This window comes from Streptomyces sp. NPDC057002 (assembly GCF_042673825.1).
In the GTDB taxonomy this organism is placed as follows: Bacteria; Actinomycetota; Actinomycetes; order Streptomycetales; family Streptomycetaceae; genus Streptomyces.
Genome location: NZ_JBHURZ010000001.1, coordinates 1,445,789 through 1,468,145, shown reverse-complemented (window position 1 = coordinate 1,468,145; position 22,357 = coordinate 1,445,789). Strand labels below are relative to the sequence as shown.

Below are 22,357 nucleotides of genomic sequence, written 5' to 3'. Positions count from 1 at the left end.
TCACAGGTCCAGCACGAGCCGCTTGCCACGGCAGCGGGACACGCAGATGAGCATGGTCTCGCCCGTCGCGCGTTCGTCCTCGGTGAGCACCGAGTCGCGGTGGTCGGGTTCGCCCTCCAGGACATCGGTCTCGCACGTGCCGCAGGTGCCCTCGGCGCAGGAGTACAGCACCTCGACCCCGGCGGCGCGCACGGTGTCGAGCACCGACACGTCCGGTGCGACGGTGAGTGTCCTGCCGCTCTGTGCCAGCTCCACCTCGAACGCGGAGTCGCCGCCGGTCTCCCGCTCCTTCGGCCGGAACCGCTCGACGCGCAGCACCCCGGAGGGGCTGCGGGCCTCCACCGCGTCCAGCAGCGGCCCGGGGCCGCAGCAGTAGACGAGTGTGCCGTCGGGTACGTCGTCCAGCACCGAGGGCAGGTCCAGCAGCCCCGTCTCGTCCTCGGGCGCGATCGTCACCCGGTCGCCGTACCGGCCCAGTTCCTCGCCGAACGCCATGGACCGGCGGGTCCGGCCGCCGTACAGCAGCGTCCACTCGGCGCCCGACGCCTCGGCCGCCGCCAGCATCGGCAGGATCGGGGTGATGCCGATGCCGCCCGCGACGAACCGGTAGCGCGGGGCGGGTTCCAGGCCGAAGTTGTTCCGGGGCCCGCGCACCCGGACCTTGTCGTCCGGCCCCACCCGCTCGTGCACATGGGCCGATCCGCCCCGCCCGTCCGGTTCGCGCAGCACCGCGATCCGCCAGGCCGACCGGTCCGCCGGGTCGCCGCACAGCGAGTACTGCCGTTCCAGGCCGGGGCCGAGCACGACGTCGATGTGGGCGCCCGGTTCCCAGTCCGGCAGCGGCTCGCCCAGCGGGTGGCGCAGGGTGAGGGCGAGCACGCCGTCTGCGGCGGACTCCCGCCGCTCGACGACGAGTTCGGCTTCGTACACGCTCATGAGCTGTTCCCTCGTGGCTCGTGGACGGAGTGCCCCTGGGGGTGGGCGAGCATCCACTCCCACATCTCGACCGGGTCCTGCGCGGTGTGCTCACGGCCGCAGTGGCAGGTGCCGTGCAGGACGTCGGTGCCGGGCAGCCAGTCGATGCGGTAGATCTCGCCGGTCCCGGCGGCGGAGGGCGATGTCACTGGACCTTCTCCAGGGGCTTGTCGCCCTCCTCGACCAGCCGGGCGAGGATACGGCGGGCGGCCAGACCACCGGTGTCGATGTTGATGCTGAGCTCCTGGTAGCCGGTGCGCTCGCTGCCGAGCGTCCTGTGCAGCAGGTTGAGCGCGGTGACGTCCTGCATCACGACCGTGTGGTTGTTGCCCCGCAGGAACTCGGTGACCTCGGCGTCGTCCGTCGCCCAGTCGCGCGAGACGGCCCAGAAGTCGTACACCTTGCCGTCGCCGGACGGAGTGATCGCGTACGTGATCTCCGTGTGGAAGCCGTTCGGGTCGCTGCCGTCCGGCTCGGGCACCACCCCGACCGGGGCGATGCGGCTGTGCAGCAGATACAGGCAGGGGGCGTGGTACTCGATGTCCTGCCAGCGGGTGATCCGGCCCTCTATGCCGGTCGACTTGGCGTAGAACGGCGGGCACTCGGCGTCGTCCATGTGCCGGCTCACGCGGACGATCCCGGCGCCCTCGTCGACCTCCGTGGTGATCGGCGTCTCGGCGACCTCGGGGGTGCCGATGTACCCGCCGTGCAGATACGTCTCGTGGGAGAGGTCGAGGAGGTTGTCGACGAGCAGGCCGTAGTCGCAGTCGATGGGCTCCATGCCGCGCACGGTGACCCAGCCGGGGGAGTCCAGGTGCCTGGCCCGTGGGATGACCTGCGGGTCGGCGAGCGCCGGGTCCCCGATCCACACCCAGATCAGCGAGTCCTGCTCCACGACGGGGTAGGAGGCGACCCGGGCGGTGCGCGGCACGCGTTTCTGCCCCGGCACGTACACGCAGGTGCCGGTCGTGTCGTAGGTGAACCCGTGGTACCCGCACACGATCCGGTCGCCGTCGAGGCGGGTCGGGGCCTCGGAGAGCGGGTACCGCCGGTGCACACACCGGTCGTGCAGGACGACCGGCGTGCCGTCGTCCTCGGTCCGGTACAGCACGAGCGTCTCACCGAGAACCGTCCGGCCGAGCAGCTCGCGCCCGACCTCGTGACTGTAGGCGGCGACGTACCAATGGTTCCTGGCGAAGGCGGTGGTGTGAGGCATGGGCACTGGCTCCCGTCTCTGGTCGTGCCGTCATCGTCGGGGCGGCCCTCCGGGCACCGCAACGGCCCTTCCGTCAGGCGGAAGGGCCTTCGGCAGAATCGGTTTCCGAATCAAAAAGTGAAATCGAAACAGAATTCTGCACTTTGTTCTCGCGGGGAATTGCCTTAGGCTGGATGCATGGCAAAGACAAGAACGCAGTTCTACGTAGTGAAACGCGGTGACAATCTCACCAAGATCGCGCGGATGCACCACGTGAGTCTGGATGAGATTCTGGAGTGGAACCCGCAGATCGAGGATCCGGACCTCATCCACCCCGGCGACCGGATTCGCGTGGCCCCGCCCCGGGAAGCGGGCCGAGAGGGCGGTGCGTATCAGAGCGAATGACCAGAACCGAAAGCCGGTCGGCCCGTACACGCAGCCGAATGACAGGCCTGCGTAACGGGCCGTCGCGGTCGGCATGGCGCGCGTGCGAAAACGCGGGTTGCCTATCTCGAAGCGCAACCCGAGTACGAAAGCGTCAGTCCCCGCCCGGAAGAGCGCCCTGCGCTCATCGAAGGAATGCGGGGGCATCTCGAAAGGGCCCCCACCGCCGCCGACGAGAAATTCGGCTGGCGCAGTCCGCGGTCGGCTCGACCGCCCGCGAGGGCGTCTGGTCGAATGTCCGCGACACCCTCGCCGGCGAGGACCCCCGGTGGCGTCTCGCCATGGTCTTGGGCCTCCCGGCCTCCCGGCCGCCATCAGCCGTCGGCCTTCCGGCCACGTGTATTCAGTTCCGAACCGCGGTCATTGCCGCGAGTGCGAGGAGTCGAGCGCCACGACGGAGGTCGGAGCTGTTCGACGCCGCACCGAATCCGTACCTGGTGCTGGACGCCGACTTGGTGGTCTGCCATGCCAACCGGGCCTACCTCCGGCTCACAGGCAGGAGCCGCGAAGAACTGCTCGGGCGGTACATCCTGGAGACGTTTCCGGACACCCCCGGACGGCGACGTGAAATGGATCATCGCCCGGGCCGACGACGTCACCGAGTTGATGCACTCCCCCTTCATGCGGGAGCTCACCCCGCCGCTGAGCAGCCAGGTGACGGGGATCGCGACCCAGGTGTACGCCCGTTCCCACGATCTGGAACAGCTGAACGAGCGGCTGCGCAAGGCGCACGCCCGCGAACGTGAGATCGCCGTCACCCTCCAGGAGGTCATGCTCCGCTCGCCCGACCTGGACAGGCACCGGGACATCGCGGTGCGCTACCTCCCGGCCAGCGGATCACTCAATGTGTGTGGTAACTGGGCCGTGCCCAGCACCGCACGGGCCCCGGAGGGCGCAGCCGGCTGGTCATCTACAGCAACGTCGGCCACCCAGCGCCGATCCTGCTCAGCCCGGACGGCGGCTGCCAACTGCTGGACCAGGCCACCGATCCGCCCCTGGGCGCCCGGCCGGAACACGTCCCCCGCCCCCAGGCAGGTCTGTCCTACCTCCGCGGAGACACCCGGGTGCTCGACACCGACGGCCTCATCGAACGCCGTGACGACGACATCGCCCTGGTCGTCGTCCGCCTGTGAGGCGGTTTCAACGGAAGCCGTTTCCGAATCAAAAAGTGAAATTGAAACGGAATTCTCGACTTTTCCATGTCGGGTAGTTCGCTTAGTGTGGATACATGGAAAAGACAGTAGAGTTCTACGTAGTGAGACGTGGCGACACGCTCAGTAAGATCGCGGTTATGCACCGCGTGACGCTGGACCAGATTCTGGAGTGGAACCCCCAGATCACGAATCCGGACATCATCCGCCCCGGACAGCGGATCCGCGTGGCTCCCCCGCAAATGGAGGGTGAGTTCGAACGCTTTCCGGGGGGCGACTTCTTCCAGCCCTCCGTGAGGAGCCCGATCATCGAGGCCATGGGCTACCGCCTCATCGACGAGGACTGCGGGGTGTACGCCGACGGGCCCGACTCGCGCTGGAGCGAAGCGGACCGGAAGTCGTACGCGAATTGGCAATGGAAACTCGGATTCAGGGGCCGGGATGCTGACGGCATACCGGGCCGGAAGTCGTGGGACAGGCTGCACGTACCAGCCGTCTACGAGTGACCGGAACCGCTCTGGGACGGCCACCGCGGACCGCTTGGCGCGCACGGGCGAAAACCCGGATCGCCTATCTCGAAGCCCAGCTGGAACGCGAACGTGTCAAGCCGTGCTCCGAAGACCGCAAGACGCTCGCCGAGGGAATGCGGGGCCATCTGAAAAAGGCCGGAGCGGCTGCCGACGAGGATTTCGGATGGCGGCGTGCCTGGTCCGGATCGGCCGCGCGTGAGGGCGTCTGGTCGAACATACGCAGCGCGGAGGTGGTGCTCCTGCAACTCATCTCCGACGAGGAAGCCGCCGGACGTGCCAGCGAGGTCATGGCGCTGGTCAAGGATCATCTGGAAGCGGACGACCCGCGACGCGTCCGTCTGGGCCGGCGGCTCCGTTCCATCATCTCCGGCGAGATCTCACCGAGCGACCGGGACCTCATGGTCCGGGCGCTCGACGCCGCGTACAACGCCCTGGACGACGAGCTGGCTCGGGTGCGCAGTCTGCGCAACATCCTGTGGACCGCGACGTTCGTCGTCCTGCTCGGTGTGGCGGGCCTCGCCGTCTACGGCTGGTTCTTCCCCCAGTCGCTGAGCCTGTGCTTCACGCCCAAGGTGGAGCCCGGGAACGCGAGCGGGATCGACGTCGTGTGCCCCACCGCGGAGCATCGCAATGTGCCGGTGGGCACCGCCGCCAGCAGCCTGGCCCAGCCGAGGGACATCCTCACCGTCGAGATCGCCGGACTCGCCGGCGCGGCACTCACCGTCATCGCCTCACTGCGCCGCATCCGGGGCACCGACTCCCCCTACATGCTGCCCCTGGCGTCGGCGGTGCTGAAGTTCCCCACCGGTGCCCTGTCCGCCTTCCTCGGGCTGCTGCTGATCCGGGGCGCCTTCGTCCCCGGGCTCAGCGATCTCGACAGCAGGGCGCAGGTCCTCGGCTGGGCCGCTGCCTTCGGGGCCGCGCAGCACCTGGTGACCCGGCTCGTCGACGACCGCGCCCAGATGACCCTGGCGGAGGTGGGCCGGACCACCAACGCCGCGACCGACCCCGAGCGGGCCGCCGTCAAGGAGATCGCTGCCGAGGGCGAGCCCGCGGCGCCCCCACCGGCTGCCGCCGATCAGTCCGGCAACGGAGAGTTCGAAGGGCCTCTCGATGAGGAGCGCGCGGGGGAGTCGGGCCGGCGGCCCGGGCCATGACGGGCCGCCGGCTCACCGCCGGAGCGGCCCGTGCGCCGTCTCCGGCAGCCGCAGATACACCAGGGACGACAGCAGGCAGAGCACCGCGACGTACCACGGGAACAGCCCAGCATGCCCCACCTCCTTGAACAGGGTGCCGACGTACGGAGCCGTACCGCCGAAGAGGGCCACCGTCAGCGAGTAGGGGAAGCCGATGCCGGCCGCGCGCACCCGGGGCGGGAAGATCTCCGCGTTCACGGCCGCGCTGATCGAGGTGAACCCGGTCAGCAGCACCATGCCCGCGCACTGCACGAGCAGCAGCACGGCGAACGAGTCGCGCAGGCTGTGCAGCAGCGGCACCGAGAGCAGCGCGAAGCCCAGGCCGAAGAAGAGCAGCAGGGGGCGGCGGCCGAAGCGGTCCGAGAGCAGTCCGCCGAGCGGCTGGAGCAGGGCGAAGAAGGCCAGTGAGATCGTGCCGGCGAGCAGCGCGTCCGACTTCTCGAGGCCCGCGTTGAGTTCGGCGTACGTCGGCAGATACGACGTCCAGGTGTAGTAGGCGATGGTGCCGCCCGCCGTGATGCCGCAGATCAGGAGCGACTCGCGCGGATGCCGGCGCAGCGCCTCGAACAGGCCCGGGCGCGGGGCCTCCTGCTGCTCGGCGCTGCGGGTCTCCTGCGCGCCCTGCCGGATCCAGAAGCCGACCAGGCTCAGCACGGCCCCGAGCACGAACGGGACCCGCCAGCCCCAGCCGTTCATCTGCCCGTCGTTCAGCGTGTCCACCAGGAGTGTCGCGATGCCGGAGGCGACGAGCTGCCCGATGGTCGTCGACACGTACTGGAAGCTGGAGAACAGCCCCCGCCGGCCGGGGCCCGCCGACTCCACCAGGAAGGTGGTCGAGGCCGCGAACTCGCCGCCCACGGACAGGCCCTGCAACAGCCGGGCGAGGACGAGGACCACCGGTGCCAGCACGCCCACCGAAGCGTAGGTCGGGGTGAGTCCGACCAGCAGGCTGCTGCCGCCCATCAGCAGGATGGTGACCGTGAGCGCGGCCCGCCGCCCGTGCCGGTCCGCGACCGCGCCCATCAGCAGCCCGCCGACCGGCCGCATGAAGAAGCCCACCGCGAAGACCGCGAACGTGGACAGCAGCGGCACCAGCGAGTTGTCCGCGCTCTCGGGGAAGACCTGGGCGGCGATATAGGTCGCCAGGAACGTGTAGGCGTACCAGTCGTACCACTCCACGGCGTTGCCCACGGAGGCGGCGAGGAGCTGGCGGACGGGCCGTTTCGTCGGCGGGGAAACCGTCTGCGTCTCTGTCACGCCCCTCACCCTCCCCTGGAAGCGCGCCGGCACACCTCACGTACCGGCGACTTTCACACGAGTGTCACCCGCCCCTTCCTTGGCGTTTGGTGTCCCTGAAACACTCCTTCCGCGCAGATTCCGTCATGTTCCGGCCATCCCGTACCTCAGGATGAGAGGTCTGTCCTACATGTACGAAGTAAACCGGCGCCGCTTTCTTCAACTCGCGGGTGCCACCACGGCCTTCAGTGCGCTGTCCGCCAGCATCCAGCGCGCCGCCGCGCTGCCGGCGAACCATCGCACCGGGTCCATCGAGGACGTCGAGCACATCGTCGTCCTGATGCAGGAGAACCGTTCCTTCGACCACTACTTCGGGACCCTGAGAGGTGTCCGCGGCTTCGGCGACCCGCGTCCGGTCACGCTCGACAACGGCAAGTCGATCTGGCACCAGGAGAAGGACGGCAAGGAGATCCTGCCGTTCCACCCGGACGCCGACGACCTCGGCATGCAGTTCCTGGAGGGCCTGCCGCACTCCTGGCCCGACGGCCACCAGGCCTACCGCGGCGGCAAGTACGACCGGTGGGTGCCCGCCAAGGGCACCACGACCATGGCGTACCTGACCCGCGAGGACATCCCCTTCCACTTCGCCCTCGCCGACTCCTTCACCGTCTGCGACGCCTACCACTGCTCGTTCATCGGCTCCACCGACCCGAACCGCTACTACATGTGGTCCGGCTACACGGGCAACGACGGCACCGGCGGCGGCCCGGTCCTCGGCAACGACGAACTCGGCTACGGCTGGACGACCTACCCCGAGCGCCTGGAGCAGGCCGGTATCTCCTGGAAGATCTACCAGGACATCGGCGACGGCCTCGACGCCAAGGGCTCCTGGGGCTGGATCCAGGACGCCTACCGCGGCAACTACGGCGACAACTCCCTGCTGTACTTCAACAAGTACCGCAACGCCCAGCCCGGCGACCCCTGGTACGACAAGGCCCGCACGGGCACGAACGCCAAGGCCGGCGACGGCTACTTCGACGTGCTGAAGGCGGACGTCAAGGCCGGCAAGCTGCCGCAGATCTCCTGGATCGCCGCTCCCGAGGCCTTCAGCGAGCACTCCAACTGGCCGTCGAACTACGGCGCCTGGTACATCGCCCAGGTCCTGGACGCCCTCACCTCCAACCCGGAGGTCTGGTCGAAGACCGCCCTGTTCATCACGTACGACGAGAACGACGGCTTCTTCGACCACGTGGTGCCGCCGCTGCCGCCGAAGGACGCCTCCCGCGGTCTGTCCACCGTCGACGTCTCCCTCGATCTCTTCCCGGGCGACAGCAAGAACACGGCCGGTCCGTACGGGCTCGGCCCCCGGGTGCCGATGCTGGTCGTCTCGCCGTGGAGCAAGGGCGGCTACGTCTGCTCCGAGACCCTCGACCACACCTCCATCGTGCGGTTCATGGAGCGCCGTTTCGGCGTGCGCGAGACGAACATCTCGCCGTGGCGCCGGGCCATCTGCGGCGACCTGACGTCCGCGTTCGACTTCTCCCGCAAGGACGCCCGGCCGGCTCCGCTGCCCGGCACCGACGAGTACGAGCCGCAGGACCGCGAACGCCACCCCGACTACAAGCCCACCCCGCCCGCCGACCCGCGCATGCCCCGGCAGGAACGCGGTCCGCGCCGCACCCGGCCGCTGAAGTACGCCCCGCACGTGGACGCCTCGGTCGACGCCGCCGCCGGGAAGCTCACCCTCGCCTTCGCCTCCGGGCCGAAGGCCGGCGCCGCCTTCCACATCACGTCAGGCAACCGCGCCGACGGCCCCTGGATGTACACCACCGAGGCCGGCAAGACACTCTCGGACACCTGGAACTCGGCCTACTCGGCGGGCGCGTACGACCTGACCGTGCACGGCCCGAACGGCTTCGTGCGGGTCTTCAAGGGGTCGAACAAGAAGGCCGGCTGCGAGGTCACCGCCCGCCACACCGGTGACGACGTCGAACTGACCTTCACCAACAAGGGCTCCGGCACGGCACGGCTGAAGCTCTCCGACGGCTACGGTGGCAGGCCCTCGACCGTCACCGTCCGCCCGGGCGCGAAGGTCCGGCGGACCGTCGACCTCGACCGCAGCGGCCGCTGGTACGACCTGACCGTCACCGTCGAGGGCGACGCGGCGTTCCTGCGGCGGTTCGCGGGACACGTCGAGAACGGCCGGCCGGGTGTGAGCGACCCGGCGATCATCACCGGGTAGCCGGGGTGAGGTGCCCCGGATCGTGCTGCCGGGGCACCAACGCCGGTTCGGCCGTGGCCGAGCCGGGTTCCAGCGCCAGGACGGCGGCCACCGGATGGTCGTCGTCCACCGGGCGGCTTTCGTCCACGGGCGCCGCCCTGCTGAGCAGTACCACCCCCCAGGACGCCAGTCCGGCCCCGGCGAGCGCGAGCAGCACGCCCGCCGGGCCGCCCTGGAGACGTTCGCCCAGCAGCGACAGCCCGATCACCGCGGCGGCCAGCGGGTTGGCCAGGGTCACCATCGCGAGCGGGGCGCCCAGACCGCCCCGGTACGCCACTTGCGACAGCAGCAGCCCGCCGGCCGCGAAGGCCGCCACGAGCAGCGCCACCCCGACCACCTGGACACTCAGCAGCGGACCGGACCGGTCCGTCGCGGCCACCGTCACCGTCTGGGTGAGGGCCGAGGCGACTCCCGACACGATGCCGGACGCGGTCGCGTGCCGCAGCCCGGGGCGGGCGCCCGGCCGGGACAGCACCCCGATGAGGGCAGCGGTGGCACCGGCCACCGCCAGCGCCTCGGGAACGCTCAGCACATCGTCGGGCGCCGGGCCGGACGCCGTGACCAGGATCGAGCCCAGGCCGAGCAGCGTCAGCGCCGTGCCCTTCCACTCGACCGCGCTCACCCGCCGTCCCGCGAGCCGCGCCCCCATGGGCACCGCCGCGACCAGAGTGAGTGCGCCGAGCGGCTGGACCACGGTCAACGGCCCGTACCTCAGGGCCACGACGTGCAGCAGCGCGGCCGACGCGTTCAGTCCGACCGACGACCACCAGGCGCCGCTGCCGAGCAGCCGCAGCACGCCCGAGCCGGGGGAGCGGGAGGCCAGCCGCTCCTGGGCGACGGCCGCTGCCGCGTAGGCGACGGCGGAGACGAGGGACAGGGCGACGGCGACGAGCACGGCGTTCATCGGCCCGCCCCCGCGAGTGCCTGCTCCTCGGATCGCGCCTGCGCCGGAACGAGCTCGCCCCGCGCACGGCCCGCCGTGGTCGCCGTACGGTGCGGCACCTGGACCACCGCGAGGGCGAGACCGAGCAGGGCCGTCGCCACGATCGCGTCCAGCCAGTAGTGGTTCGCGGTGCCGACGATCACCAGCAGCGTGAGCAGCGGATGCAGCAGCCAGAGCCGGCGCCACCGCGAGCGGGTCGCGACGATCAGGCCGATCGCCACCATCAGCGCCCATCCGAAGTGCAGCGACGGCATCGCCGCGAACTGGTTCGAGAGGGAGTCGGTCGTGGGATCGCCGTAGACCGACGGCCCGTACACGCGCGCGGTGTCCACCAGACCGGTCGCGGCCAGCATCCGGGGCGGGGCGAGCGGGAACAGCAGGTGCAGCGCCAGCGCGGCGGCGGTGACGGCGGCCAGGACCCGGCGGGCCCACACATAGTGGGCCGGGCGGCGCAGATAGAGCCAGACCAGGAAGGCGACGGTGGCCGGGAAGTGGACGGCCGCGTAGTAGGTGTTCGCGACATGCGCCAGGCCGTCGCCGTGCAGCAGCAGGGACTGCACCGCGCCCTCGCCGGGCAGATGGACCGCTCGCTCGAAGTCCCACACACGCTGTGCGTTGTGGAAGGCCTCGCCGGTGTGGCCCGTGGCCAGCTGCCGGCCGAACTTGTAGACGAGGAAGAGCCCCGCGACGAGCAGGAGCTCCCGGACGAGCGGCGGTCGGGCTATGACGTACGGCGGTCGCGCTGTCGCGTCGGACCCCGCCGGCGCAGGCTCGGTGCGGGCATTCATCCCCCGGCCCCTTCGGTCACGGTGGTGCTGTTATCGGTACGAGTGCGTACCGATACGCCAGTGTACCGATACGCCCGCGTTCCGGTACACTGGCGTATCGATAGACGTAGAACACACTGCCGGCCGGAATTTTCCGGCCGCCCGAGGGAAGCCAGGAGCACGGTCATGACGTCGCAGGCTGCGGACGACCGACCCGAGCCGGTCGGTGCCACACGCCGCTCCAAGATCACGCCGGAGCGTGAGCAGGAGTTCTTCGACGCCGTGCTGGAGCAGCTCCGCGAGTGCGGCTACGACTCCGTCACCATGGAGGGGATCGCCGCCAGCACCCGCTGCAGCAAGTCCACGCTCTACCGTCAGTGGAAGACCAAGCCCCAGTTCGTCGCGGCGGCGCTGCGCTCCCACCGGCGGACGCGCTGCATCGACACCGGCTCGCTCGCGGACGACCTGCGCGAGGCCGCCCGGGCGGCGGGAGAGCTGTCGGGCCGGGACACCCAGCTCCTCCAGGCGCTCGCCCACGCGGCCCCCCAGGACCCGGAGTTGCAGCGCGCGTTGCGCGAGGCGCTGGTCGAACCGGAGATCGCCGCGCTGAAGGAGATCATCCGGCGTGGGGTCGAGAGGGGAGAGGTGCCCGCCGACCATCCGGCGCTGGAGTACGTCCCGGCGCAGATGTTCGGCGTTCTGCGGGTGCGGCCCGTCCTGGAGGGCGAGTGGGCCGACCCGGACTATCTGGTCCGGTTCGTGGAGGCCGCCGTGCTGCCGGCTCTGGGCCTGAGATGAGACCCGGGCCGCCGTCCGTCGGATGACCGGACGGTGACCCGACCGCGCCGACCCGTGGGGACGGGGGCGGCGCGCACCCCCCGGGCCGGGGGGGGGGGGGGGGGGCGGGCGGGGGGGGGGGCCCCCCCCCCCCGGGGGGGGGGGGGGCCCCGGGGGGGGGGGGGGCCCCCCCCCCCGCCCCGGCCGGTTCTTGTGTTCCTTGTCAGACGTCCTGGCCGTTGCCGCTGCCCGTCGACACCTTTATTCCCTCGGCGATGTCGTCGAGGACGGACTCCTTCTGGTCTGCGTCCACCCCGAACCGGACGACGACCATCTGCTTCGCGTTCGCCGGGGAGGGGAACGCGAGTGACTCCACGATGCCGTCGGCGCCCTTGCTGGTGACGGCCTTCCAGCGGACCAGGTAGCCCTTCTGCCCGGCCACGGTCACCGCCTTGGCGGCCAGTACGTCGTGCGAGGTGATCCCGCCGTAGGACTTGCCGCCGTAGGACTCCTCGGCGTTGGCCGCGATGTCAGCCTTGGCGATCTCCTCGGCGGTGCTGCCCTTGGTGCCGAGGGCCAGGGCCGGTGCGGAGTAGGCTCCGCCCTTCGTGCAGGTCGAGGAGGTGTCGCCGGGGCACTTGTAGGAGTCGTCGGACGTGACCTGCGCGCCGACCGTGATCTCCTGGCCGTACCAGCCCTTCGGGATCGGCATGCTGATCCCGCTGACGGCGTCGGTCACCGACCCGCTCCTGATCTTCGGCGGCTCGGACCGCTCGGGAGACGGGCTCTGCCCACCGGAACCGCCGGACCCTCCGGAGCCGCCGTTGCCTCCGGATCCACCCGACCCGCCCGGCCCGCCGAACGGCCCGCCCTGGCCGCCGGGTGCGCCCGGCCCCTGCGAGGTGGCCGAACCGCCGCCCGAGCCGCCGTTGTCGGTCAGCGCGTACACCCCGACACCGATGCTCGCGAGCACAACGACGGCCGCCGTGACGGCGATCCCGACCCGCAGTCGGCTTCCCTTGGCGGTGGGGGGTGCGGCGGGGTAGGAGGGGTAGGCGCCGGCGCCCGGGTGTCCGGGGGTGTTCGGGTATTGAGCCGGCCCTGGGGGTTGTCCGGGGGTGCCTGGATATCCAGGGGTGCCGGGGTATGCGGTGGCGCCCGGGTGGCCGGCGGTGCCCGGGTGTCCGGGGTCGCTCGGATGTCCGGTGATGCTCGGGTGTCCGGGAGGGCCTGGGTGTCCAGCGGCGCTGTCATGACCGGCGGTGTCCGGATGCGCGGCAGCAGCCGGATCCCCCGGAGGGGCTGAATCACCCGCAGCGTCCGGGCTTGCCGTAGGAGCAGGACCGTCGGCGGCGCCCGAGTCTGTCGCAGAGGCCGGATTCACAGCAGAGCCCGAGCCTGCCGTGGGGGTGGGCTCGCCCGCAGTGTCCGAACCCTCCGCGCCGGAGCGCGCGGGAGCGGCCGAACCGGCGTCCTCGTTCGGGTCCCCCGCAGAAGCCGAACCCTCCTCAGCCGCCGGATGCGCCGGCGGCTGGGCCGGACGGATGCGGGCCGTCCAGGCCTTGCCGTCCCACCAACGCTCGGTGGCGGGCCCGTCACTCTTCTGTCCGGGGTCCGGGTACCACCCGGAAGGAGTCTCCTGCGTCATGCCCCCACCGTATGAGGCGTCGGTGAAAGAGGCATGAGAGGAGTCGACCAGGTCCGGTCATTCCAGGATCAACCGGGTCGGCCGCAGCCGGGCGGGCGGTGGCAGCCGCAGTCCGTCCCGGCCCGGGGTCACCGATCCCAGCACGCTCGGATGCCGGGCACCGGTGCTCGCGGGTGAGGTGCCGGGCAGGCCGTGCAGGGTCAGGAACCCCAGGACGGCGAAGGCGTAGGCCTCCTTCGCCCCGGACGGCAGCCCCAGTTCGTCCGACGCGCGCACCGTCACCCCGGGCAGCAGCTCCCCGAGCATCCTCATCAGCACGGGGTTGCGCGTCCCGCCCCCGGAGGCGATCACCTCCGTCGCTCCCACCGACCGCAGAGCGTCCGCCACGGTCCGGGCCGTGAGCATCGTCAGCGTGGCGACGACGTCCTCGGCGGGCAGCGTCCCGAACCCGGCCAGCGCGTCCCGCAGATGACCGAGATGGAACAGCTCCTTGCCCGTCGTCTTGGGCGCCGACAGCGCGTAGTACGGCTCCTGGAGCAGCCGGTCCAGCAGCGGCCCGTGCACCCGGCCCCGGGCGGCCAGGGCCCCGTCCGTGTCGCAGGAGAGGGCCCCGCCGCTGAACCCCCGTGCCGCCGCGTCGATCAGCGCGCAGCCAGGCCCGGTGTCGAAGGCGGTCCCGTCGGGTGCGGTGAGGTTGGCGATACCACCGACGTTGAGGGCGACGGGCCGGCCCGGCCGGCCGCGCAGCCACAGTTGGTCGACCAGGCCGACCAGCGGCGCGCCCTGCCCGCCGGCGGCGATGTCACGCGGCCGGAAGTCGGAGACGACCGGCAGCCCGGTCGCCTCGGCGATCCAGGCCGGCTGTCCGAGCTGGAGTGTGCCGTGGACCTCTCCCTCGGCGACCCAGTGGTACACGGTCTGCCCGTGCGAGGCCACCGACTCGGCCCGCCCGTCGCAGAGTTCGCGGTCGGCCCGCAGCGCGGCCGCCGCGAAGGCCTGCCCGATCCGGGTGTCCAGCCGGCACACCTCGCCCAGCGTGGTGGTCCCCGGCGGCAGTGCGGCCGACAGGGCCTCGCGCAGTTCGCCGTCGTACGCCTCGCTCACCATGCCGAGCGGCTTCAGCACCAGGCTGTCGCCGACGAGATCCAGCTCGGCCGCCGCCGCGTCGATCGCGTCGTACGACGTGCCGGACATGAGACCGATCATCCGCATCGCATCAACCCGTCCTCTCCTCCACCGCTTTCGCCCCGCGCACCCTTCGCGAGGGCAGCGTGAGCAGGGCCGGTACGCTCACCGCGCATGCCGCCGCCGCGTAGTACGCGGGGATGTCCACACTCCCCGTCCGCTCGATCGTCTCCGTGATGATGAGCCCGGCGCACCCCGAGAACACCGCATTGGACAGCGCGTAGGCGAGTCCCAGGCCCGTATATCGCACCCGTGTCGGGAACATCTCCGACAGCATCGCCGGGCCCGGCCCCGCCATCAGCCCCACCACGGCACCCGCCCCGCACACCGCCACACCCTTCACAGTGTTCGAAACGCCGGGCTCCTGCAGAAGGTTGAGCAGCGGCACCGAGAGGACCACGACCAGCACCGCGCCCGTCAGCATCACCGCCCTGCGGCCGACCCGGTCACTGAGCAGCCCCGCCGGCACGATCGTCGCCGCGAAGCCCAGATTGGCCAGCACAGTGGCGACCAGCGCCTGCTGGAAGGTCGCACCCAGCGAACTCTGCAGATACGACGGCAGCACGACGAGGAACGTGTATCCGGCCGCGGCCCAGCCCATGATCCGACCCGCGCCCAGCACGATCGCCCTCGCGACCTCGCGCGGGGGAGGCGTCTCCCGTGACCGCTCCGCCACGAACTCCGGTGTCTCGTCCAGCCGCAGTCTCAGCCACAACGCCCCGAGCCCCAGGGGCAGGGTCAGCAGGAACGGCAGCCGCCAGCCCCACGCGCCGAGCTGCTCCTCGGTCAGCGCGGTGGCGAGCAGCGCCGCCGCGCCCGCCCCGCCCAGCAGCCCCAGTGCGACCGTGAACGACTGCCACGACCCGTACAGCCCCCGCCGGCCCGGCGGAGCGGACTCCGTCATCACCGACACCGCCCCGCCGAACTCCCCGCCTGCCGACAGCCCTTGGAGCACCCGCAGAAAGGTGAGCAGCCAGGGCGCCAGTGCGCCGGCCTGCGCGTACGTCGGCAGTACGCCGATGAGTGTCGTCGCCAATGTCATCAGCGTGATCACCAGGACCAGCACCGGCCGACGGCCGACGCGGTCCCCGAGACGGCCGAAAAGCGCCGCCCCGACCGGTCGGAAGAAGAACGCGAGCGCGAACGACGCGTACGTCTTCACCAGAGCCTCGACCTCGCTGCCGCCCTCCGGTGTGAAGAACCGCGCCGCGATGATCGTCGCGAAGTAGCCGTAGACGCCGAACTCGTACCACTCGATGAGATTGCCCACCGACCCCGCGACCAGCGCCCGCCGGCCGCGCCGTGTGTCCCGTCCCTGGTGAATGAACGTCACCTCCCGTACCGTTGTGCCTTGTTGACCCGAAGGCGGCTGGTGACGGGCCGGTTGTGCCGTCCGATCGCCGTCGGTGTCACCCGTCACGGCAACAGGTGCCCGGACCGCCCTCCGCTCAGGCAAGCGGACGGCTACGCTCGACGTCTGTACGTCGTTCGGGCGACTTGGGGAGGTAGCGGGATGACGGAGGTACGGCCCACGGCCGGCGCCTCGGCTTCCCTTTGGGAGCGCGACGAGGAGGTCGCCGCCGTCGCGCGGGCGGTCGACGGCCTGTGCGCGGACCGCTCCTCGTCCGGCGGACTGCTGGTCTTCCGCGGCGAGGCCGGACTCGGCAAGACCACGCTGCTGGCCGAAACCCGCCGTATCGCCGAGGCCCGCGGCTGCACGGTCTGGTCGGCACGCGGCGGCGAGACCCTCAGGTCGGTCCCCTTCAACGTGGTACGGCAGTTGCTGCAGCCGGCACTGGTGTCGATGCTGCCGGAGGAGGCCCGCGAGTACCTCGGCGACTGGTACGACATCGCCGGCCCGGCCCTCGGCATAGCGGAACCCGGCGACCGGCAGGCCGACCCGCAGGGCGTGTGCGACGGACTGGTCGCCGCCGTACGCCGGCTCGCCCGCCGGGACTGGCCGCTGGTGCTGCTGATCGACGACGCCCACTGGGCCGACCAGGAGACCCTGCACTGGCTGGCCGGGCTCGCCGAGCGCCTCGACGAGATGTCCGTGCTGGTCGTGGTCACCCGCCGCCCCGGCGAGGTCTCCGGCACCAGCGCCCGCCACCTCGACACCGTCGCCGCCGCCGCGGACGGACCCGTCGCGACCCTGAGCGCCCTCACCCCGGACGCGACGGCCGGACTCACCCGCGCCACCCTCGGCCCGCACGCCGACGCCGCGTTCTGCCGCGAGGTCTGGGCCGTCACCGCGGGCAACCCCTACGAGACCGTCGAACTCCTCGCCAAGGTCCAGGACAGCGAGGTCGAACCGGTCGAGGCCCGGGCCGGGGAGCTGCGCGAACTGAACCGCTCGGCACGCGGCGGCGGCCTCGTCGCCCGCCTGGAGGAACTCGGCATCGACGCCACGCGGTTCGCCTGGGCCGCCGCCATCCTCGGCACCGGTATCTCCACCGGCCTGGTCGCCAAACTCGCCACCCTGGGGCCCGACGACGCCCGCCGCTGCGCCGAACTGCTGCGCACCGCCCGCATCCTCACCACACCCGACCCTGCGACCGGCCGAGGCGCCGACGGCGACCTGGAGTTCGTCCACCCGCTGATCGCCACCGCCGTCTACAACTCCATACCCGACGCCCTGTGCACCGCCATGCACGGCATCGCCGCCCGGATCGTCACCGACGAGGGGCGCGGCGCCGCCGCGGCCGCCCGCCACCTCCTCGAAGTCCACCCGGACGACGACGAGGAACTCGTCGGGCAGCTGCGCGAGGCCGCCCGCGAGCACCTCGCCGTCGGCGCCCCCGACGCCGCCCGCCGCTGCCTCGAGCGCGCCCTGAGGGAACCGCCCAGGCCCGAGTCGCACCCGCATGTGCTGTACGAGCTGGCCGAGGCCACCTTCCTGACCGCGCCCGCCCGCACCATCGGCCATCTGCGGACCGCGCTCGGCATGCCCGGCCTCGGCGGGGACAAGCGGGTGGACGCCGTCTTCCGCCTCTCCCAGGCGCTGCTCCACAACGACCAGCTGGAGGAGGCGGTCCGCACGGTCGAGGCGGAGGCCGCCCGGCTCCGGCCCGGCCCCGCCCGGATGCGGCTCCAGGCCGTGCACTTCATGTGGGAGGGCATACACGCCGGCGAGGCCACCTCACCCGACCGCTCCCGGCGGCTCGCCGACCTCGCCGGCCCCTGCACCGGCCGGGACAACTCCGAACGCGCGCTGCTGATGCTGCGCGGCTTCGACGCCCTCATGCACGGCGAGAACGCGGAGGAGGTCGCCGAACTGTGCGACCGCGCCCTCGTCAACGGCCGTCTGGCCCCCGGGCTCGGCTGGACCGACACCGAGTGGGGCATCGAACTGCTGCTGATGCTGGCCAACGCGTACGCCTTCACCGACCGCCTCGACCGCGCCGAGACCCTCTACAACGAGGCCCTGCGCGCCTACGAGACGGCCGGCTGGAGCGGCGGCCACCTCGCCCTGGCCCACGCCTACGTGGGGCTCGGCCACCGCAGGCGGGGCCGGCTGAAGGAGGCGGAGTCGTCCCTGCGCGAGTCGCTGCGCCTCGCCGAACGCGTCGGCCGCGGCCTGCCGTTGTACTGGTCCGCGACCTGCAACCTCGTCGACACGCTGCTCGCCCGCGGCCACGTCCAGGAGGCCTGGGAGGTCGCCGAACGGTACGGCTTCGCCCCGCCCTACCCCTCCACCATCGTCCTGCCGGACCCGCGCTCGGTGCGCGGCCGGCTGCTGCTGGCCGTCGGCCGCACCAAGGACGGCGTCAACGAACTGGAGGCCGCCGAGAAGGCCGCGGCGGCACGCGGCCACCACAACCCCGTGCTCGTCCCCTGGGCGGCCGACCTTGCCCGGGCCCTCAGCACCGAGGACCCGGCCCGTGCCGCCCGGCTCGCCGTCGACGTCCGCCGGCAGGCCGAGCGCTTCGGCACGGACACCGCCATCGGTGAGGCCCTGCGCTGCGCCGCCGCCCTGGAGACCGGGCAGCGCGCGGTCCGGCTCGCCGCCCAGGCCGTCACCTACCTGGAGGCGTCGCCCTGCCAGTACGAGCACGCGGCGGCCCGCATCGAGTACGGCATCCTGGCCCGCTCGGTCAGCGACCTCGAACGCGGCCTGGGCCTGGCGGTCTCGTGCGGCGCGGACGGACTGGCGGAGCGGGCGCGGGCCGTGCTCGCGGCCGGCGTCGGACCGGCGTAGCCCAGACCACGACCGGCAGGGTCACCCCGCCGTGCCGTCCTCCTCCGCGAGCACCCGCTGGGCCGTCGCGAACGCCGAGTTCGCCGCCGGCACCCCGCAGTACACGGCCGTCTGCAGCAGCACCGCGCCGATCTCCTCGGGCGTGAGCCCGTTGCGGCGGGCCGCCCGGACGTGCATGGCCAGCTCGTCGTAGTGGCCGTGCGCGACCAGCGCGGTGAGGGTGATCATGCTGCGCTCGCGGCGCGACAGCGTGGGGTCGGTCCAGATCTCGCCCCAGGCATAGCGCGAGATGAAGTCCTGGAAACGCGCGGTGAAGGGCGTCTGCCGGGCCTGCGCCCGGTCGACGTGCGGGTCGCCGAGCACCTCGCGCCGCACCTCCATCCCGCGTCCGGCAGGCCCGCCGAAGTGGGCCCGCAGCGCGGTCAGCACCGCCTCCGGGCACTGCGCGGGCGCCAGGTGCGAGGCGCCCGGGAGCTCGACGAGCGTCGAGCCCGGCACCGCGTCGGCGATCTCCCGCAGATGCGCGGGCGGCGTCGCCGGATCCTCGCGGCCGGCGACCAGCAGCGTCGGCACGGCGATCCCGGGCAGCCGGTCCCGCAGATCGAACGCGGCGAGCGCGTCACAGCAGGCGGCGTACGCGGCCGGGTCGGCGTCCCGATGGTCCCGCACCAGCTCGGGCACGGTGAACCCGGACGTGAACCAGCGTGCGTCCGCGCCCTCCGCGAGCCCGGCCAGCCCCTCCCGCCGCACCAGCGCGGCCCGTTCCTCCCACGGCCCGGGACCGTTGAAGTGCGCCGACGAGCAGATCACGGCGAGCGACGACAGCCGCTCCGGATGGTGCACCGCGAGATGCAGGCCCACGGCCCCGCCCAGTGACACACCCGCGTACGCGAACCGTTCGACGCCGAGCGAGTCGGCGAGTGCCAGCACCAGGCCGGCGAGGTCACCGACCGTCGCGCCGGACCCGATGAGCCCGGCCGCCGAACCGCCGTGCCCCGGCAGATCCCAGCGGACCACCCGGTGGGTGCTCGACAGTTCGGGCGCCACCTTGTCCCACAGGGCGTACGACGTGCCGAGGGAGGGGCCGAGCAGCAGCGGGGGAGCGGAGGCGGGGCCTTCGGTGCGGTGGTTCAGGAGTGTCAACGTCGCTCCAGAGCACGGTCGGTGAGGGCTCCCGCGGAGCCGGTGTAGTGGGTGGGGTCGAGGTCGACGTCCGCCAGCTCCGGGGCCTCGGCGAGCGGACGTCCCCCGGCGGCCAGCCGGGTGAGGAGTTCCTTGGCACGGGCGCGGCCCAGCACCGGGGCCAGTTCGGCGGAGAGCCGCTCGGAGACGATCAACCCGTGGGTGAGGTCGAGGTGTTCGCGCATGACGTCGGGCCTGACCCGCAGTCCCCCGGCCAGCTCCGCGGCGTCCCCGGCGGCCCCGCCGGCCAGCCGCAGCAGGTCCCGCAGCGGCTCCCACTCGGCGTGCCAGGACCCGGCCGGCCGCTCGTCCTCCGCGGCCAGCGAGCCGTACAGCGTGGCCGCGAGCTGCGGTGCCCGGCGCGCGGCCGAGGCGATGAGGGTGGAGCGTACGGGGTTGGACTTGTGCGGCATGGCGGACGAGCCCCCGCCGCTGCCCTCCGCGACCTCGGCGATCTCGGTGCGTGACAGGATGAGGACGTCCGCCGCGAGCTTGCCGAGCGCGCCCGCCGTGAAGGCGAGGCATCCGGCGAGGTCGGCGACGGGCGTCCGCAGGGTGTGCCAGGGCAGATCGGGTGCCCTGAGGCCGAGTTCACGGGCGTACGCCGCCGGCAGCCCGGTCGGATCGCTCGCGCCGTACGCCCCGAACGCCGCCAACGTGCCCGCCGCGCCGCCGAGTTGGGCGGGCAGCGAGTCCCGTACGGCCGTCGCCCGGTCCCGCGCGTCGAGGACCAGCGCCCGCCATCCGGCCGCCTTCAGCCCGAAGGTCGTCGGTACGGCGTGCTGGGTGAGCGTCCGTCCCGGCATCGCGGTGTCCCGGTGCTCGGCGGCCAGCCGGGCGAGGGCCTGCTCGGTGCGTCCGAGGTCGGCGAGCACCAGGTCCAGGGTCCGCGCGGCGACCAGCATCGTCGCCGTGTCCATGATGTCCTGGCTGGTCGCGCCCCGGTGGACGTAGGGGCCGTGCTCGTCGCCGACGGCCTTCGTCAGCTCCGCGACCAGCGGGATGACCGGGTTGCCGCCCGCGCGGGCCCGCTCGGCGAGAGACCGTATGTCGAAGGTGCCCGCTGCCGCCTCGGTCACCGCAGTCGCGGCCTCGGCGGGGGCGAGCCCCAGCCCGGCCTGGGCCCGGGTCAGTGCCGCCTCCGCGTCGAGCAGCGCCCGCAGATACGCGTGGTCGCTCGTGGCGGACGCGGCCGCCGAGTCGGCCCACCCGGGGGCGAGCAGGCCGGTGTCGCCGTGCGCAGCTGTCACTGGAACTCCAGGAAGACCGTCTCGCCTTCGCCCTGAAGGCGGATGTCGAAACGGTACGTGCCGCGCGCCTCCTCCACGGCGATCAGCGTGTCGCGGCGCCCGTCCTCCAGCAGGGACAGCAGCGGGTCGGCGGCGAGCGCCGCCACATCGCCGGGCAGGTAGATCCGGGTGTAGAGATGCAGGAGGAGCCCGCGCGCGAAGACGCACACGCTGAGGTAGGGGGCGTTCCGCCCGCGCGCACCGGGCCGCAGCGTGCGCGCGTACCAGTGGCCGTTCGCGTCGGTCTGGATGCGTCCCCAGCCCGTGAACTCCACGCCGTTGCGCCCCAGGAAGCCGCCCGAGGCCGGGTCGCGGCGCATCGATCCGTCGGCCGTCGCCAGGTTGCCCTCCGGGTCCGGGCCCCACAGTTCGATCAGGGCGTCGGGCAGCGGCTTGCCCTCGCCGTCGGTGACGTAGCCGTGCACGGTGACCGTGTCCGGATGCCCGGCGGGCGCGATGTCCTCACCGCCGCGGAACGGCAGGGCGTGGCCGTAGAACGGGCCGACGGTGTGCGAGGGGGTGGGCAGCACGCTCTCGGGCCTGTTGGTGTCGATCTTCGTCATGGCAGGTCAGCGCCCTTCTTCGATCCAGGTGGCCTGCGGCCCGTCGAGCACGATGTCCCAGTGGTAGCCCATCGAGAACTCCGGCACCGACAGGCTGTGGTCGTAGGTGGCGACCAGCCGCTGCCGGGCCGCGTCGTCCGTCACCGACTGGATGATCGGGTCGTAGGGGAACAGCGGGTCGCTCGGGAAGTACATCTGCGTCACGAGCCGCTGGGTGAACGCCGAGCCGAAGAGCGAGAAGTGGATATGGGCCGGCCGCCAGGCGTTGACGTGCTGGCGCCACGGGTACGGGCCCGGCTGGACGGTGGTGAAGCGGTAGTGGCCCTCGGCGTCGGTGAGCGTGCGGCCCACGCCGGTGAAGTTCGGGTCCAGCGGGGCGTCGTGCTGCTCGCGCTGATGGGCGTAACGGCCCGCCGAGTTGGCCTGCCAGATCTCCACGAGCTGGCCGCGCACCGGGCGGCCGTCGCGGTCCAGCAGCCGGCCGGAGACGGTGATGCGCTCGCCGATCGGCTCGCCGTCGTGCTGCCGGGTGAGGTCGTTGTCGATCTCGGTGATGTCCCGCTCCCCGAAGGCCGGGGAGGACAGCTCCACCAGCTCCGGGTCCTTGCTGACGTCGATGGTGACCGGCGGCTGCTTGGGGTGCCGGAGCACCGAGGAGCGGTACGGCGCGTAGTCGCGGCGCGGTTGGTTCTCGACGGGCCCGCCGTCGGCGAGGCGCTTCTCGTACGCGGCGTGCTCGGCCGCGATCTCCTGGTCGATGTCGTGCTGGGTGAGAGTCATGGAAATCCCTGAGGTTC

At 72.1% G+C, this 22,357-nt stretch carries 21 protein-coding genes and 1 pseudogene; 8 read left to right on the top strand and 14 right to left on the bottom strand.

Annotated elements, in window-relative coordinates:
- The 3 genes from ACFT32_RS06615 to ACFT32_RS06605 are packed head-to-tail and all read right to left on the bottom strand — an operon-like array spanning nt 1 to nt 2,191.
- Complete coding sequence (locus ACFT32_RS06615; protein WP_382486473.1) at nt 1-936, bottom strand: PDR/VanB family oxidoreductase; 936 nt, start codon at nt 934-936, stop codon at nt 1-3.
- Nucleotides 933-1,124, bottom strand: coding sequence for a hypothetical protein (locus ACFT32_RS06610; RefSeq protein ID WP_382486471.1), 192 nt, complete (start codon nt 1,122-1,124; stop codon nt 933-935). Before ACFT32_RS06610 ends, ACFT32_RS06615 begins: the two co-directional genes overlap by 4 nt.
- Nucleotides 1,121-2,191 carry a Rieske 2Fe-2S domain-containing protein gene (locus tag ACFT32_RS06605; protein WP_382486469.1) on the bottom strand — a complete coding sequence of 357 codons (1,071 nt, stop codon included), beginning with the start codon at nt 2,189-2,191 and terminating at the stop codon, nt 1,121-1,123. The genes ACFT32_RS06610 and ACFT32_RS06605 overlap by 4 nt, the downstream gene beginning before the upstream one ends.
- 177 nt (nt 2,192-2,368) lie before the next feature.
- Between ACFT32_RS06605 and ACFT32_RS06600 the strand changes: the two genes are divergently transcribed.
- The 5 genes from ACFT32_RS06600 (at nt 2,369) to ACFT32_RS06580 (ending at nt 5,452) form a co-directional block, all read left to right on the top strand.
- Nucleotides 2,369-2,575 (top strand): LysM peptidoglycan-binding domain-containing protein, encoded by a 207-nt coding sequence (locus tag ACFT32_RS06600; RefSeq protein WP_382486467.1) that lies wholly within the window; start codon nt 2,369-2,371, stop codon nt 2,573-2,575.
- Nucleotides 2,572-3,360 (top strand): PAS domain-containing protein, encoded by a 789-nt coding sequence (locus ACFT32_RS06595; RefSeq protein ID WP_382486465.1) that lies wholly within the window; start codon nt 2,572-2,574, stop codon nt 3,358-3,360. The genes ACFT32_RS06600 and ACFT32_RS06595 overlap by 4 nt, the downstream gene beginning before the upstream one ends.
- Nucleotides 3,361-3,471: 111 nt before the next feature.
- On the top strand, nt 3,472-3,747 hold the full coding sequence (locus tag ACFT32_RS06590) for a SpoIIE family protein phosphatase (RefSeq protein ID WP_382487071.1): 276 nt from the start codon (nt 3,472-3,474) through the stop codon (nt 3,745-3,747).
- A gap of 95 nt (nt 3,748-3,842) precedes the next feature.
- A complete protein-coding gene (locus ACFT32_RS06585) occupies nt 3,843-4,271 on the top strand; it encodes a peptidoglycan-binding protein (RefSeq protein WP_382486463.1) in 429 nt (142 codons plus the stop codon).
- A complete protein-coding gene (locus tag ACFT32_RS06580) occupies nt 4,268-5,452 on the top strand; it encodes a hypothetical protein (RefSeq protein WP_382486461.1) in 1,185 nt (394 codons plus the stop codon). The genes ACFT32_RS06585 and ACFT32_RS06580 overlap by 4 nt, the downstream gene beginning before the upstream one ends.
- A 12-nt stretch (nt 5,453-5,464) precedes the next feature.
- On the opposite strand, the gene ACFT32_RS06575 is transcribed toward ACFT32_RS06580, so the two are convergent.
- Complete coding sequence (locus ACFT32_RS06575; protein WP_382486459.1) at nt 5,465-6,748, bottom strand: MFS transporter; 1,284 nt, start codon at nt 6,746-6,748, stop codon at nt 5,465-5,467.
- 169 nt (nt 6,749-6,917) lie between these two features.
- On the opposite strand from ACFT32_RS06575, the gene ACFT32_RS06570 reads away from it, so the two are divergent.
- Nucleotides 6,918-8,969 (top strand): phosphocholine-specific phospholipase C, encoded by a 2,052-nt coding sequence (locus ACFT32_RS06570; RefSeq protein WP_382486457.1) that lies wholly within the window; start codon nt 6,918-6,920, stop codon nt 8,967-8,969.
- Here the strand turns inward: ACFT32_RS06570 and ACFT32_RS06565 are convergent.
- Both ACFT32_RS06565 and ACFT32_RS06560 read right to left on the bottom strand, forming a co-directional pair.
- Nucleotides 8,959-9,912: a hypothetical protein gene (locus tag ACFT32_RS06565; protein WP_382486456.1), complete on the bottom strand. Its 954-nt coding sequence runs from the start codon at nt 9,910-9,912 to the stop codon at nt 8,959-8,961. The genes ACFT32_RS06570 and ACFT32_RS06565 overlap by 11 nt on opposite strands.
- Nucleotides 9,909-10,739, bottom strand: coding sequence for a phosphatase PAP2 family protein (locus tag ACFT32_RS06560; RefSeq protein WP_382486454.1), 831 nt, complete (start codon nt 10,737-10,739; stop codon nt 9,909-9,911). Before ACFT32_RS06560 ends, ACFT32_RS06565 begins: the two co-directional genes overlap by 4 nt.
- Before the next feature lie 165 nt (nt 10,740-10,904).
- Between ACFT32_RS06560 and ACFT32_RS06555 the strand changes: the two genes are divergently transcribed.
- The gene (locus tag ACFT32_RS06555; RefSeq protein WP_382486452.1) at nt 10,905-11,516 is read left to right on the top strand and encodes a TetR/AcrR family transcriptional regulator; all 612 of its coding nucleotides are present in this window, start codon (nt 10,905-10,907) and stop codon (nt 11,514-11,516) included.
- 202 nt (nt 11,517-11,718) lie between these two features.
- Here the strand turns inward: ACFT32_RS06555 and ACFT32_RS06550 are convergent, their stop codons facing one another.
- The 4 genes and pseudogenes from ACFT32_RS06550 to ACFT32_RS06535 form a co-directional block, all read right to left on the bottom strand.
- Nucleotides 11,719-12,705, bottom strand: a complete 987-nt coding sequence (locus ACFT32_RS06550; RefSeq protein WP_382487070.1) for a hypothetical protein — start codon at nt 12,703-12,705, stop codon at nt 11,719-11,721.
- A gap of 321 nt (nt 12,706-13,026) precedes the next feature.
- Nucleotides 13,027-13,143: pseudogene (locus tag ACFT32_RS06545) on the bottom strand (DUF2510 domain-containing protein); the annotation flags it as partial.
- A 57-nt stretch (nt 13,144-13,200) separates the two neighbouring features.
- Nucleotides 13,201-14,355 carry an anhydro-N-acetylmuramic acid kinase gene (locus ACFT32_RS06540; RefSeq protein WP_382486450.1) on the bottom strand — a complete coding sequence of 385 codons (1,155 nt, stop codon included), beginning with the start codon at nt 14,353-14,355 and terminating at the stop codon, nt 13,201-13,203.
- Nucleotides 14,356-14,359: 4 nt separating this feature from the next.
- Entirely contained in the window at nt 14,360-15,661 is a 1,302-nt protein-coding gene (locus ACFT32_RS06535; RefSeq protein ID WP_382486449.1) for an MFS transporter, read from the bottom strand.
- A 180-nt stretch (nt 15,662-15,841) separates the two neighbouring features.
- Between ACFT32_RS06535 and ACFT32_RS06530 the strand changes: the two genes are divergently transcribed.
- Nucleotides 15,842-18,526 carry an ATP-binding protein gene (locus tag ACFT32_RS06530; RefSeq protein ID WP_382486447.1) on the top strand — a complete coding sequence of 895 codons (2,685 nt, stop codon included), beginning with the start codon at nt 15,842-15,844 and terminating at the stop codon, nt 18,524-18,526.
- A 21-nt stretch (nt 18,527-18,547) separates the two neighbouring features.
- On the opposite strand, the gene pcaD is transcribed toward ACFT32_RS06530, so the two are convergent.
- From pcaD to pcaH, 4 genes are read right to left on the bottom strand one after another with little or no spacing between them, the layout of a single operon-like run.
- Nucleotides 18,548-19,669 carry a 3-oxoadipate enol-lactonase gene (gene pcaD / locus ACFT32_RS06525; protein WP_382486446.1) on the bottom strand — a complete coding sequence of 374 codons (1,122 nt, stop codon included), beginning with the start codon at nt 19,667-19,669 and terminating at the stop codon, nt 18,548-18,550.
- Nucleotides 19,666-20,958: a 3-carboxy-cis,cis-muconate cycloisomerase gene (gene pcaB, locus ACFT32_RS06520; RefSeq protein ID WP_382486444.1), complete on the bottom strand. Its 1,293-nt coding sequence runs from the start codon at nt 20,956-20,958 to the stop codon at nt 19,666-19,668. Before pcaB ends, pcaD begins: the two co-directional genes overlap by 4 nt.
- Complete coding sequence (pcaG, locus tag ACFT32_RS06515; protein WP_382486442.1) at nt 20,955-21,560, bottom strand: protocatechuate 3,4-dioxygenase subunit alpha; 606 nt, start codon at nt 21,558-21,560, stop codon at nt 20,955-20,957. The genes pcaB and pcaG overlap by 4 nt, the downstream gene beginning before the upstream one ends.
- Nucleotides 21,561-21,566: 6 nt before the next feature.
- Nucleotides 21,567-22,340, bottom strand: a complete 774-nt coding sequence (pcaH, locus tag ACFT32_RS06510) for a protocatechuate 3,4-dioxygenase subunit beta (protein WP_382486440.1) — start codon at nt 22,338-22,340, stop codon at nt 21,567-21,569.
- Nucleotides 22,341-22,357: the final 17 nt, after the last annotated feature.